This is a genomic window from Stenotrophomonas sp. ZAC14A_NAIMI4_1 (assembly GCF_003086915.1).
In the GTDB taxonomy this organism is placed as follows: domain Bacteria; phylum Pseudomonadota; class Gammaproteobacteria; order Xanthomonadales; family Xanthomonadaceae; genus Stenotrophomonas.
In genome coordinates this window covers 2,464,372-2,477,380 of record NZ_CP026002.1, presented here as the reverse complement: position 1 = coordinate 2,477,380, position 13,009 = coordinate 2,464,372, and the positions used below count along the sequence as shown (strand labels likewise).

General features: G+C 67.6%; 13 protein-coding genes. 12 read left to right on the top strand and 1 reads right to left on the bottom strand.

Annotated elements, in window-relative coordinates:
- The first annotated feature begins 98 nt into the window (after window positions 1-98).
- The 3 genes from C1926_RS11300 (at window position 99) to xth (ending at window position 4,303) form a co-directional block, all read left to right on the top strand.
- Window positions 99-1,754 carry an MFS transporter gene (locus tag C1926_RS11300; RefSeq protein WP_108759253.1) on the top strand — a complete coding sequence of 552 codons (1,656 nt, stop codon included), beginning with the start codon at window positions 99-101 and terminating at the stop codon, window positions 1,752-1,754.
- 237 nt (window positions 1,755-1,991) lie between these two features.
- On the top strand, window positions 1,992-3,401 hold the full coding sequence (locus C1926_RS11295; protein ID WP_108759252.1) for a coniferyl aldehyde dehydrogenase: 1,410 nt from the start codon (window positions 1,992-1,994) through the stop codon (window positions 3,399-3,401).
- A 134-nt stretch (window positions 3,402-3,535) separates the two neighbouring features.
- Window positions 3,536-4,303 (top strand): exodeoxyribonuclease III, encoded by a 768-nt coding sequence (xth, locus tag C1926_RS11290; protein WP_108759251.1) that lies wholly within the window; start codon window positions 3,536-3,538, stop codon window positions 4,301-4,303.
- Window positions 4,304-4,382: 79 nt separating this feature from the next.
- Here xth and C1926_RS11285 read toward each other — a convergent pair whose 3' ends face one another.
- The gene (locus C1926_RS11285; RefSeq protein ID WP_079224325.1) at window positions 4,383-4,634 is read right to left on the bottom strand and encodes a GlsB/YeaQ/YmgE family stress response membrane protein; all 252 of its coding nucleotides are present in this window, start codon (window positions 4,632-4,634) and stop codon (window positions 4,383-4,385) included.
- A 90-nt stretch (window positions 4,635-4,724) separates the two neighbouring features.
- Here C1926_RS11285 and C1926_RS11280 point away from each other — a divergent pair, with 90 nt between their 5' ends.
- From C1926_RS11280 to C1926_RS11240, 9 genes are all read left to right on the top strand, one after another.
- Window positions 4,725-5,324 carry a 4'-phosphopantetheinyl transferase superfamily protein gene (locus C1926_RS11280; RefSeq protein ID WP_108759250.1) on the top strand — a complete coding sequence of 200 codons (600 nt, stop codon included), beginning with the start codon at window positions 4,725-4,727 and terminating at the stop codon, window positions 5,322-5,324.
- A gap of 39 nt (window positions 5,325-5,363) precedes the next feature.
- A complete protein-coding gene (gene rsmG, locus C1926_RS11275) occupies window positions 5,364-6,002 on the top strand; it encodes a 16S rRNA (guanine(527)-N(7))-methyltransferase RsmG (protein WP_108759249.1) in 639 nt (212 codons plus the stop codon).
- 112 nt (window positions 6,003-6,114) lie between these two features.
- Window positions 6,115-6,912, top strand: coding sequence for a ParA family protein (locus C1926_RS11270; RefSeq protein WP_079224320.1), 798 nt, complete (start codon window positions 6,115-6,117; stop codon window positions 6,910-6,912).
- A complete protein-coding gene (locus C1926_RS11265) occupies window positions 6,912-7,832 on the top strand; it encodes a ParB/RepB/Spo0J family partition protein (RefSeq protein WP_079224318.1) in 921 nt (306 codons plus the stop codon). The genes C1926_RS11270 and C1926_RS11265 overlap by 1 nt, the downstream gene beginning before the upstream one ends.
- An 84-nt stretch (window positions 7,833-7,916) precedes the next feature.
- On the top strand, window positions 7,917-8,642 hold the full coding sequence (locus C1926_RS11260; RefSeq protein WP_108759248.1) for a suppressor of fused domain protein: 726 nt from the start codon (window positions 7,917-7,919) through the stop codon (window positions 8,640-8,642).
- Between the two features lie 45 nt (window positions 8,643-8,687).
- Window positions 8,688-9,653 carry an NAD-dependent epimerase/dehydratase family protein gene (locus C1926_RS11255; protein WP_108759247.1) on the top strand — a complete coding sequence of 322 codons (966 nt, stop codon included), beginning with the start codon at window positions 8,688-8,690 and terminating at the stop codon, window positions 9,651-9,653.
- 90 nt (window positions 9,654-9,743) lie between these two features.
- The gene (locus C1926_RS11250) at window positions 9,744-10,466 is read left to right on the top strand and encodes a glycosyltransferase family 2 protein (RefSeq protein WP_108759246.1); all 723 of its coding nucleotides are present in this window, start codon (window positions 9,744-9,746) and stop codon (window positions 10,464-10,466) included.
- Window positions 10,466-10,813 (top strand): lipid-A-disaccharide synthase N-terminal domain-containing protein, encoded by a 348-nt coding sequence (locus C1926_RS11245; RefSeq protein WP_174214093.1) that lies wholly within the window; start codon window positions 10,466-10,468, stop codon window positions 10,811-10,813. Before C1926_RS11250 ends, C1926_RS11245 begins: the two co-directional genes overlap by 1 nt.
- 357 nt (window positions 10,814-11,170) lie before the next feature.
- Window positions 11,171-12,940: a DUF885 family protein gene (locus tag C1926_RS11240; RefSeq protein ID WP_108759245.1), complete on the top strand. Its 1,770-nt coding sequence runs from the start codon at window positions 11,171-11,173 to the stop codon at window positions 12,938-12,940.
- Window positions 12,941-13,009 lie beyond the last annotated feature (69 nt).

The window sequence follows — 13,009 nt, the reverse complement described above, 5'->3', positions numbered from 1 at the left end:
AGCGGCCGGCACCTACCACATTGAGTGCCGACCACGGTCGGGACCTACCGGGATTGCATGCCGACCAACGGTCGGCATCTACAGAGGGAAAACGTCTCATGTCCAGCACACCTGCACCGGCGAAAGCCCAACTCACCCAGGGACACAAGAAGGTCATCTTCGCGTCCAGCCTGGGCACTGTTTTCGAGTGGTATGACTTCTTCCTGTATGGCTCGCTCGCGGCCATCATCGCTAAGCAGTTCTTCAGTGGCGTCAACGAAACCACGGGCATGATCTTCGCCCTGCTGGCCTTCGCCGCCGGCTTCTTCGTGCGTCCGTTCGGCGCGGCCTTCTTCGGCAGCCTCGGCGATCGCATCGGCCGCAAGTACACCTTCCTGGTCACCATCCTCATCATGGGCATCTCGACCTTCCTGGTCGGCGTGCTGCCCAACTACGCCTCGATCGGTTTCGCCGCACCGGTGATCCTGATCGTGCTGCGCCTGGCCCAGGGCCTGGCGATGGGCGGTGAGTACGGTGGCGCGGCGACCTACGTGGCCGAACATGCGCCGGCAGACAAGCGCGGCCTGTACACCAGCTTCATCCAGTGCACTGCCACGCTCGGCCTGTTCATGTCGCTGCTGATCATCCTGGCCTGCCGCTACTTCCTGGGCAACGAAGCCTTCGAAGCCTGGGGCTGGCGCATTCCGTTCCTGGTCTCGATCGTGCTGCTGGGTATTTCGGTGTGGATCCGCCTGCAGCTGAGCGAATCGCCGCTGTTCCAGCAGATGAAGGCCGAAGGCAAGGGTTCCAAGACCCCGTTCCGTGACAGCCTGAAGGGCGGCAACCTGAAGCTGATGCTGCTGGTCCTGCTGGGTGCTGCGGCCGGCCAGGCCGTGGTGTGGTACGGCGGCCAGTTCTACGCGCTGTTCTTCCTGAGCAGCATGCTGAAGGTCGATGCCACCACCTCCTACCTGCTGATCGCCGCCGCGCTGGCGCTGGGCGTGCCGTTCTTCATCTTCTTCGGCTGGCTGTCCGACCGTATCGGCCGCAAGAAGATCATCCTGGCCGGCTGCCTGCTGGCCGCCGTCACCTACATCCCGATCTTCAAGGGCCTGACCCACTTCGCCAACCCGGCCATCGAAGAAGCCCGCAGCAACTCGCCGGCGCTGGTTGTGGCTGATCCGAGCACCTGCTCGTTCCAGTTCGATCCGGTCGGCCTGCGCAAGTTCACCAGCTCCTGCGACGTGGCTACTGCCGCGCTGACCAAGGCGGGCGTGCCGTACGACGTGCAGCCGGCCGCTGCCGGTTCGCTGGCCATGGTGAACGTGGGCAGCGCCAGCGTCACCTCGTACGAGGCCGCCGGCCTGACCAAGGAAGAAGGCAAGGCCAAGGCCGATGCCTTTGGTGCGGAACTGAAGGGTGCACTGACCACGGCGGGCTATCCGGCCAAGGCCGATGGTTCGCGCATCAACATCGCCGGCACGATCTTCATGCTGTGGCTGCTGGTGCTGTACGTGACCATGGTCTACGGCCCGATCGCCGCCTACCTGGTCGAACTGTTCCCGACCCGCATCCGCTACACCTCGATGTCGCTGCCGTACCACATCGGCAACGGCTGGTTCGGTGGCTTCCTGCCGGCGATCTCCTTCGCGCTGGTGGCCGGTACCGGCAACCTGTACTACGGCCTGTGGTACCCCATCATCATCGCGCTGATGTCGGTGGTGATCGGGGGCCTGTTCCTGCGTGAAACGAAGAACGTGGACATCACCAAGTAAGCGGTGGGTTCAATGCAATGAAGGAAAGGCCGCGGTGCAGACCGCGGCCTTTCTGTTTTTTGGGGGGGGGCGCCGGACCGCCTGACGGCGGGTAGAGTCGACCGTTGGTCGACTATCGCGCGCAGCGCGGGGTTCATGCGTTCTGCGCCGACGGCAGTCGACTGACAGTCGACTCTACGCAGTCGATTCCACTCCCTGTCATGCGGTCATGACCGCCGTAGCTCGTATAGTCGGCCCATGACCACCACCGCCCCGGCCGACCTCCCCGCCATCCTGCACACCCTGCGCGGCACCTGGCAGGCCCAGCGCCCCTCGCTCGACCAGCGCGAAGCTGACCTGCGCCGCCTGCGCGAGGCGTTGAAGCCGCGCCTGGATGAAATGGCCCAGGCCATCGCCGAGGACTTCGGCCACCGTGCCCACGTTGAATCGAAGCTGGCCGATGGCATGAGCGTGCTGTCGGCCATCGACCACCTGCGCCGCCACCTGCGGCGCTGGTCGAAGCCGCAGCGCGTATCGGCTGGCTGGAAGCTGTGGCCGGCGCGCGCGCAGCTGCGGCCGACGCCGCTGGGCGTGGTCGGGGTGATTTCGCCCTGGAACTACCCAGTCACGCTGGCACTGGTACCGCTGGCCACGGCCATCGCCGCCGGCAACCATGTGCTGCTGAAGCCCTCCGAGCACACCCCGCGCACCAGCGCGTTCCTGGCAGATCTACTGGCCAGCGTGTTCCCGCGCGACCGCGTGGCGGTGGTGCAGGGCGGGGCGGACGTGGCTGCGGCGGTGTCCTCGCTGCCGCTGGACCATCTGTTGTTTACCGGCTCGACGGCGGTAGGGCGCAAGGTGATGGCCGCCGCGGCCGAGCATCTGGTGCCGGTCACGCTCGAGCTGGGCGGCAAGTCGCCGGCCATCGTCTGCCGCGATTTCCCGCTGGACACTGCCGCCGCGCGGCTGGCCACCGGCAAGTGGTTCAACGCGGGCCAGACCTGCATCGCGCCGGATTATGTGCTGATCGACACCGCACGCCAGCGCGAGTTCGTGCAGGCGCTGCAGCAGCAGGTGCGCGAGCGCTACGGCGATTTCAGCCATGCCGGCGATTACACCCGCATCATCAACGAAGGCCAGTACCAGCGCCTGCAGGGTTATCTGGCGCAGGCGCGCGAGCGTGGCGTGCCGGTGATTCCGCTGGCGCAGGTGGATGATGCGCGTGCCGACCGTGAGCGCCTGCTGGTGCCGACCGTGGTGCTGGACCCGCCGGACGACCTGGACCTGATGCGCGAGGAGATCTTCGGGCCGATCCTGCCGGTGCGCGCCTACCCGGATCTGCAGGCCGCGCTGGGCGACGTGCTGTCCCGCGACCGGCCGCTGGCGCTGTATCCCTTCAGCCATGACACGGCCACGGTGGAGCGCATCCTCGGCCAGGTAGTGGCCGGCGGGGTGACGGTCAACGACACGCTGCTGCACTTCGCCGCCGATGGCCTGCCGTTTGGCGGGGTGGGGGCCAGTGGCATGGGCGCGTACCACGGCCGGGCCGGGTTCGATGCGATGAGCAAGCGGTTGCCGGTGCTGTGGCAGTCGCGCTGGGCGGCCAGCGACCGGCTGCGGCCGCCGTATTCGAAGATTGCCGGGTTGTTGAGGCTGCTGCTGCGGTGAAGCCGGTGGTGGTCATCGGGTTGCCGGCCAGCGGCCGGCACTACCGGTAGGTGCCAACCTTGGTTGGCGCGCGGGAGATCCATGCGCCAACCAAGGTTGGCGTCTACCAAAGCGGGGCCGGGTAGAATGGCCCCATGAAAATCGCCTCGTGGAACGTCAATTCGCTCAATGTCCGCCTGCCGCACCTGGAGCAGTGGCTCAAGGATTTCGGCCCGGACATCGTCGGTATCCAGGAAACCAAGCTGGAGGACCACAAGTTCCCCGATTCGGCGCTGATCGCCGCCGGTTACCGCAGCGTGTTCGCCGGGCAGAAGACCTACAACGGCGTGGCCCTGCTGTCGCGTGAGCCGGCGCAGGACGTGCAGATCGGCATCCCCGGCTTCGAGGACGAGCAGAAGCGCGTCATCGCCGGCACCTTCGGTGACCTGCGGGTGATCAACCTGTACGTAGTCAACGGCCAGGACATCGGTACCGACAAGTACGACTACAAGCTGCGCTGGCTGGAAGCGGTGCACGCCTGGATCGCGCAGGAACTGCAGCGCCATCCGAAGCTGATCGTGATGGGCGACTTCAACATCGCCCCGGATGCGCGCGACGTGCACGACCCGGAGGTGTGGAACGAGAACCACATCCTGACCTCCACCGCCGAGCGCGGCGCGCTGGAAAAGCTGCTGCAGCTGGGCCTGCACGATGGTTTCCGCCTGCACAACGACGAGGCCGGGGTGTTCAGCTGGTGGGATTACCGCGCGGCCGGCTTCCGCCGCAACCTGGGCCTGCGCATCGACCTGACGCTGGTTTCCGACGCACTGAAGGCCAATGCCGTGGCGTCGGGCATCGACCGCGAGCCGCGCACCTGGGAGCGCCCGAGCGACCATGCGCCGGCATGGGTGGAGATCGGTTGATGCGGTAGCGCCGGGCCATGCCCGGCGAGCGCAGCGGCGGCAGGGAGACGCCGGGCATGGCCCGGCGCTACCGTTCAGATCAGCGGATGCTCTTGCGGGTGAACAGGTTGACGATGGCCAGCAGGATCACCGCACCGATCAGCGAGAACAGGAACGTGCGCAGGGTGATGGCCTCGTTGATGCCGCCGCCGAACAGCCAGCCGCTGATCAGCGCGCCGACGATGCCCACCACGACGTTGAGGATGATGCCCTGCTGGGCGTCGCGGCGCATGATGATGCTGGCCAGCCAGCCAACGATGCCGCCAACGATCAGCCAGATGATGATGCCCATGAACGTGACCTCGGGAAGGGGAAGGGACGAGCGCCAGTTGACGCGCAGCGCTGTGAACCCGTCGTGCAATCCCGTGACGGGCGCGTGCGGATGAGCCTGCCTGCCACCCTGGACGGCCCCTGGCGCTTTGGCCCGGTGACGGTCTGGCGCTGCCCGCATGTGCCCGGCCAGCGCGGTGAGCCGCAGGCCCGGCAGGTGCTGGCACAGGCCCTGGGCGGTGAACCGGGTGACCTGCCGCTGGTGCGCGACGACAAGGGCCGGCCAGAGCTGGCCGGCGCGCTGGCCCACTACGGCACCGGCTGGAGCCACAGCGGCGAGGTGCTGCTGGTGGCACTGGGCGAGGGCGTGCGGCTGGGCGTGGACCTGGAACTGCTGCGGCCGCGCCCGCGGCTGCTGGAAATCATCCAGCGCTTCTTCCACCCCGATGAGGTGGCATGGCTGCAGGGGCTGCCGGCCGACGCGCGCGAACACTGGTTCTTCCGCGTGTGGTGCGCCAAGGAAGCGCTGCTCAAGGCGCATGGCCAGGGCATCTCCTTCGGCCTGCACCGGCTGCTGCTGGCGCCCGGTGCCGATGGTGCCCTGCACCTGCGCTGGTGCGACGCCGAACTGGGCCAGGCCGAGCGCTGGCACCTGCACGAATGGCAGGCCAGCGGCCAGTTCCGCGCGGCATTGGCCTGGTATCCGCATTGAAGCGGCGAACCGGCGGGCAAAACCGGCGATAATGACGGCATGAGCGAACACGATCTTCCCGCCGGCGTGGTCTCCACGCTGGAACAGGGCCTGGCCAGCATGGGCCTGGCGGCCGCATTGGCGCCGCCGCTGCTGCGCTATCTGGCGCTGCTGCACCGCTGGAATGGCACCTACAACCTCACCGCCATCCGCGATCCGGAGGAGATGGTCACCCGCCACCTGCTCGATTCGCTGGCGATGCAGCCGTTCGTGGCCGATGGCAGCCTGGCCGATCTTGGTACCGGCCCCGGGCTGCCAGGCATCCCGCTGGCCATCGCCTGCCCGGGCCTGCAGGTCACCCTGGTGGAGAGCAACGGCAAGAAGGCGCGCTTCATGCGCGAAGCCGTGCGCCAGCTGGGCCTGGCCAATGCACGCGTGGCCGAATCGCGCGCCGAGGCGCTGGACGAAGCCGGCCGCTACGACCAGCTGACCGCGCGCGCGATGGACACCCTGGCCGGCATCGTCCGCGTCGGTGGCCACCTGCTGCGCCCCGGTGGCGTGCTGCTGGCCATGAAAGGCGTCTACCCGCATGACGAGATCGCGGCCCTGCCGGCAGGCTGGCAGGTGCGCGAGGTGACCCCGCTGAGCGTGCCCGGCCTGGCCGGCGAACGCCATCTGGTCACTGTTACAGGCCCCTGAACCCCGCCGCCGGCCCTTTGCGAAACAAGGGGTTGGCGATCCATGATTTCCGCACGGGGCCGGTTGTACGCATAATGACCGGTCCCAGCACACGTCGACGAGGCACACCCGCATGGCCCGCATCATCGCCATCGCCAACCAGAAGGGTGGCGTCGGCAAGACCACGACCGCCGTCAACCTGGCCGCTTCCCTGGCCAACGCACCCAAGCGCGTGCTGTTGGTCGACCTGGATTCGCAGGGCAACGCGACCATGGGCAGTGGCGTGGACAAGCGCGAGCTGGTCTCCTCCACCTATGATCTGCTGCTGGGCGAAGCCAAGGCAGCCGACGTGCGCGTGGCCACCGCTGAGGGCTACGACCTGCTGCCGGGCAACATCGACCTGACCGCGGCCGAGATCCAGCTGATGGCGCAGGAAGAGCGCGAGCAGCGCCTGAAGCGCGCGCTGGCGCCGATCCGCGAAGAGTACGACTACATCCTGATCGACTGCCCGCCGGCGCTGTCGCTGCTGACGCTCAACGCGCTGGCTGCCGCCGATTCGGTGCTGGTGCCCATGCAGTGCGAGTACTACGCGCTGGAAGGCCTGAGCGCGCTGGTGGAAACCATCGAAGCGCTGCGCACCAACCTCAACCCGGTGCTGGAGATCGAGGGCGTGCTGCGCACCATGTTCGACGTGCGCAACAACCTCGCCAATGCCGTGTCGGCTGAACTGACCGAGCACTTCGGTGACCGCGTGTTCCGCACCATCGTGCCGCGCAACGTACGCCTGGCCGAGGCCCCCAGCCACGGCCAGAGCATCGTCGGCTACGACCGCGCCTCGCGCGGTGGCGTGGCCTACCTGGGCCTGGCCGGCGAGATCATCCGCCGCAACAACGAACGCAACAAGGCCGGCAAGGCCGTGGAGACCGCCTGATGACCAGCAAGCCTGCCGCCAAGAAGCGAGGCCTCGGCCGCGGACTGGACGCCCTGCTGGGCCCCAAGGGCGCAGCCAGCCAGGTGCAGGCCACCACTGCGGTCATCGAACCCCTGCCGGGTGAAGTGCTGCGCAAGCTGGCCGTGGGCCAGCTGCAGCCGGGCAAGTACCAGCCGCGCCGCGAGATGGACGAAGGCAAGCTCTCCGAGCTGGCCGATTCGATCAAGTCGCAGGGCGTGATCCAGCCGATCCTGGTGCGCCAGCTGCCGGCGGGCAACTACGAAATCGTCGCCGGTGAGCGCCGCTGGCGCGCATCGCAGCTGGCCGGGCTGGACGAAGTGCCGGTGGTGGTGCGCGAGCTGGAAGACCGCACCGTCATCGCGATGGCGCTGATCGAGAACATCCAGCGCGAAGACCTCAACCCGCTGGAAGAAGCCGAAGCGCTGCAGCGCCTCATCAGCGAATTCACCCTGACCCACGCCGAGGCCGCCGAGGCCGTCGGCCGCTCGCGCGCGGCGGTGTCCAACCTGCTGCGCCTGCTGGAGCTGCCGGTGGCCATCCGCCTGCTGCTGGAAACCCGCCGCCTGGAAATGGGCCACGCCCGCGCGCTGCTGACCCTGGCCCCGGAACTGGCGGGCAAGCTGGCGCAGGAAGCGGCCGATGAAGGCTGGTCGGTGCGTGAGGTCGAGCGCCGTGCGCAGGCCTTCGCCGCCGGCAAGGTGCCGAGCAACCGCCCGGTGGCCACGCCGAAGGTGCAGCAGGCCGACATCGCCTCGCTGGAAACCGAGCTGTCCGAATCGCTGGGCACCAAGGTGGCCATCAACCACGGCCGCGGCGGCAAGGGCAAGCTGATCATCCACTACACCGATCTGGACACGCTGGACGGCGTGCTGGAAAAGCTGCGCACCCGCCAGGGCTGAGCGCGGCATCGCTGCAACCGCGCGCGGCAGGAAGCGCGCACGCCGCGGGACGGCCCTGTGCCGCGGCTCATCCAGGGAGCAGGAATGAGCACTGAGATCGACGACGTCAGCCCGGGTGGCAGCCCGATCCTGCGCCACCGCCGGGAGAAGGACTTCACCCCGGCCCGGGGCGACTCGCACATCGAGGCCATCAGCGCACACATCGAGTGCCATCTGGGCCCGATCTCGGGCGTATTCCACGAAATCATCTCCGACCTCGTGCACATCGACGTGCATGTGGTGCCGGCCAGCGAACGCTTCCCCTACCTGCGCCTGGTGACGTCGGGCATGAGCGACCTGCCCATGGCCACGCCCGATGAGGTGGAGGTGCCGCAGTACATGGAACTGATGGTGACCCTGCCGGCCGACTGGCCGATCACCCAGGATGCCTTCGGGGACGAGCGCCATTACTGGCCGGTGCGCCTGCTGAAGACGCTGGCGCGCCTGCCGCACGAGTACGACACCTGGCTCGGCTTTGGCCACACCATTCCCAACGGCCACCCGGCCGAGCCGTACGCCCCCGGCGTGGGCTTCGACGGCGCGATCGTGCTGCCGCCGGTGACCACCCCCGAGGGCTTCGACACGCTGCAGCTGGACGACGGCAGGACCATCGTGTTCATGTCCATCGTCCCGCTGTACCCGGAAGAGATGGACCTGAAGCTGCGGAAGGACACCGAGGCCCTGCTGGACCGCTTCGATGCGAAGAACATCCAGGATGTGATCGTGCCGGGCCGGGTCAACGTCGCCAGGAAGCGCTTCGGTTTCTTCTGAGACCGGTAACATCCACCGTCTGAACTTCGTTGCAGAGCCTTTGCCATGACCATCCTGCTTACCGGCGCTGCCGGCTTCATCGGTGCCTACACCGCCCGCGCGCTGCTGGAGGCCGGCCAGGCCGTGGTCGGCCTGGACAACTTCAACGACTACTACGACCCGCAGATCAAGCGCGACCGCGTGGCCGCGCTGTGCCCGGGCCTGGACCTGCGCACCCTGGACCTGACCGACCAGCAGGGCCTGGCGGCGCTGTTCGACGAAGTGAAGCCGACCGCGGTGATCCACCTGGCCGCGCAGGCCGGCGTGCGCTATTCGCTGGAAAACCCGCACGCCTACGTCGACAGCAACCTGGTCGGCTTCGTCAACATGCTCGAGCTGTGCCGCCATCGCGGCGTGCAGCACCTGGTCTACGCGTCCAGCAGTTCGGTGTATGGCGACTCGGCCACGCCCCCGTTCTCCGAGGACCAGCGCGTGGACCAGCCGCGCTCGCTGTATGCGGCCACCAAGGCCGCCAACGAGCTGATGGCCTACACCTACGCGCAGCTGTACGGCCTGCATTCCACCGGCCTGCGCTTCTTCACCGTGTATGGCCCGTGGGGCCGGCCGGACATGGCGCCGCTGCTGTTCTCGCGCGCGGTGCTGGCCGGGCGGCCGATCGATGTGTTCAACGAAGGGCGCATGCAGCGTGATTTCACACATGTTTCCGACATCGTGTCGGGCATCCTCGGCGCCCTCGCGAACCCCAGCACCGAAACCGTGCCGCACCGGGTGTTCAACCTCGGCAACCATACGCCGGTCGAGCTGGAGCGCTTCATCAGCGTGATCGAGCAGGCCGCCGGCCGCCCCGCGCAGAAGGTCTACAAGCCGATGCAGCCGGGCGACATGGTGCGCACGATGGCGGACACCCGTCGTGCCCGTGACGCCTTCGGCTTCGACGCGGTCACCCCGATCGAGCAGGGCCTGCCGCCGGTGGTGCAGTGGTGCCGCGAGTATTTTGGTGATCGTGCCTGAGGACGGACCCTCACACAGCCGGATTCATCTTCGGATAACCTCGGCTTCGGAGAATGCGCGGTCTTTGTATCCCTGCTGGCCGAGTGACCCATGAGCCAACCCGAGCTTTCCGTTGTCGTCCCGGTGTTCAACGAACGCGACAATGTCGCGCCCCTGGTCGGGGAGATCGTGGCCGCACTGCGCGGCCAGGTGCCGTTTGAGATCGTCTACGTGGACGACCATTCGCGCGACGACAGCCTGGCCGTGCTGGAGGGCCTGAAAGCCAGCACGCCCGAGCTGCGCGTGCTGCACCATGTCAGCCAGAGCGGGCAGAGCACCGCCGTACGCACCGGCGTGCGCAACGCCCGCGCCCCCTGGATCGCGACCCTTGATGGCGACGGCCAGAACGATCCGGCCGATATTCCCAAGCTGCTGGCCGCACGGCAGAGCGCCGATGCACAGGTGAAGCTGTTCGCCGGCTGGCGCGTCAACCGCCAGGACAGCGGCAGCAAGCGCTGGGCCAGCAAGTGGGCCAACGCGATCCGCGCGCGCATGCTGCGCGACGATACGCCCGACACCGGTTGCGGCATCAAGCTGTTCGAGCGCGAGGCCTTCCTCGACCTGCCGTACTTCGACCACATGCACCGCTACCTGCCGGCGCTGATGCAGCGTGCCGGCTGGAAGACCACCAGCGTGCCGGTCAACCACCGCCACCGCACTGCCGGCGTATCCAAGTACAACAACCTTGGCCGCGCCCTGGTCGGCATCCGCGACCTGCGCGGCGTGGCATGGCTGATCACCCGCAGCAAGCGCACGGCGGTGGAGGAGCGTTGATGGACCTGGAACTGCACTGGCTCGACCAGCCGCTGACCTGGTTGTACTGGACCGGCCTGCACGTGACGGGCTGGAAGCTGATCGGCTATACCGGCGCGTTGATGTTCGGCGGCCGCTGGCTGGTGCAGTTCGTGGCCTCCAAGCGCGCCGGCAAGCCGGTCATCCCGCGCCTGTTCTGGTACATGAGCGTGGTCGGCAGCCTGATGACGCTCAGCTATTTCCTGTTCTCGGCCAAGCAGGATTCGGTGGGCGTGCTGCAGAACCTGTTCCCGGCGTTCACGGCGTTGTACAGCCTGCACCTGGACATCCAGCACCGCGGCTGGAAGCGGGACAAGGCGAGCCACTGAGGCCAGGGGTCGGATCCCTTTCCGCAGGAAAGGGCTCTGACCCCGTCCGGATCCCCGGTGCATCCACGCATGGCGTGGATCTACTGCATGTTCGTTGGTAGCGCCGGGCCATGCCCGGCGGATGGATCCGTTGTCCGCGCTGCGCGTGCGCGCTGTGGGTAGAGTCGACTGTCAGTCGACTTCGCGCGGAGCGCGAGGTTTGCCGGACCTGGTGGGAGAGCAGCCGACTGACAGTCGGCTCTACCGCGCGCCTGCGGCGCTGGGGTCCTGCCTGCGTAGCAGGCAGGACCTTCGTCCCATGCCACAGGCGGTGCGCGGTGCGATCATCGGGATCTGCCTTCCCGGGAACCTGTGCTCGTGAAAACCCGCCTTGCCGTTGCTCTGCTGATTGCCCTGTCCGCCCCTGCGGTCGCCCTCGCTACCCCGCCTGCCGTCGCTCCGGCCAGCATGGCCAACGAATCGGCGGCCGATGCCGCCTTCCGTGCCCTGTACGAGAAGGAGTGGACGTGGCGCCAGGACGGCGGCGGCGAAGCCAGCGAGGACGAGGATGCACCGGCCAACGCCACCCGCATGCCCGATGTCGGCCCGGCCGCCCAGCAGGCCCGCCTGAAGGTCTGGGACGAAACCCTGGCCGCGCTGAAGAAGATCGACCCGAAGGCCCTGTCGGCCGACAACCAGGTCAACTACGCGATCTACCGCGACCAGGTCTTCAACCTGGCCGAAGCGACGCGCCTGCGCACCTACGAGATGCCGTTCAATTCGGATTCCTCGTTCTGGTCCAACCTGTCCTTCATGGCCCGGCGCGAGATGAAGACCGCGCAGGACTACCGCAACTACATCGCCCGCCTGAACGATGTGCCGCGCTACTTCGGCCAGCAGACCGACAACATGCGCGCCGGCCTCAAGCGCGGTTTCAGCGTGCCGCGCGCGGTGCTGGACGGCCGCGAGGTGTCCATCGCCACCGTCGCCGAACTGAAGGACCCGACCGCGTCGCCGCTGTACGCGCCGTTCAAGAAGCTGCCGGCCAGCATTCCCGCCGCCGAACAGGCCACCCTGCGCGAACAGGCCGCAGCGGCCATCAGTGGCAAGGTGGTGCCGGCCTTCCAGCAGCTGCGCACCTTCTTCGTCAGCGAATACGTGCCGCAGGCGCGCACCACGCTGGCGGCCGAGGCCATGCCCGGTGGCAAGGCCTTCTACAAGCAGCAGATCCACGAATACACCACGCTGGACCTGTCGCCCGACGAGATCCACCGCATCGGCCTGGGCGAAGTGGCGCGCATCCAGAAGGAGATGAACGACATCATCCAGCAGGTGCAGTTCAAGGGCAGCTTCGCCGAATTCCTGACCTTCCTGCGCACCGATCCGCAGTTCTACGCCAAGACCCCGGAAGAGCTGCTGTCGCGCGCCGCGTGGATCTCCAAGCGCGCCGATGGCCAGCTCGGCCGGTTCATGACCCTGCCGCGTGCCCGCTTCACCATCGTGCCGGTGCCGCCGGACATCGCCCCGTTCTGGACCGCCGGCCGCGGCGGCATGGGTACCTACTGGGTCAATACCTACGACCTGCCGTCGCGACCGCTGTACAACCTGCCGGCGCTGACCCTGCATGAGTCCGATCCGGGCCATGCCCTGCAGGGTGCGATCGCCTCCGAGCAGAAGGACCTGCCCGAGTTCCGCCGCAACGCCTACATCTCCGCCTATGGCGAAGGCTGGGCGCTGTACTGCGAGAAGCTGGGCGTGGAAATGGGCATCTACGAAACCCCGTACGAGGATTTCGGCCGCCTGACCTACGAAATGTGGCGCGCCGCGCGCCTGGTCATCGACACCGGCGTGCACAGCAAGGGCTGGACCCGCGCGCAGGCCATCGCCTACCTGCGCGACCACACCGCGCTGAGCGAGCACGAAGTGACCACCGAAGTGGACCGCTACATCTCCTGGCCGGGCCAGGCGCTGAGCTACAAGCTGGGCGAGATCGCCATCGTGCGCCTGCGCGCGCAGGCCGAGAAGGAACTGGGCGACAGGTTCGACATCAAGGGCTTCCACGATGTGATCCTGAAGCAGGGCTCGGTGCCGCTGCCGGTGCTGGAACAGCAGATCCAGACGTACATCGCCGAGCGGAAGAAGGCCTGATCGCTGCAGGGTAGTGCCGGCCGCTGGCCGGCAATCCGACCCTGATCCGGGGTCGGATCCCTTTCCACC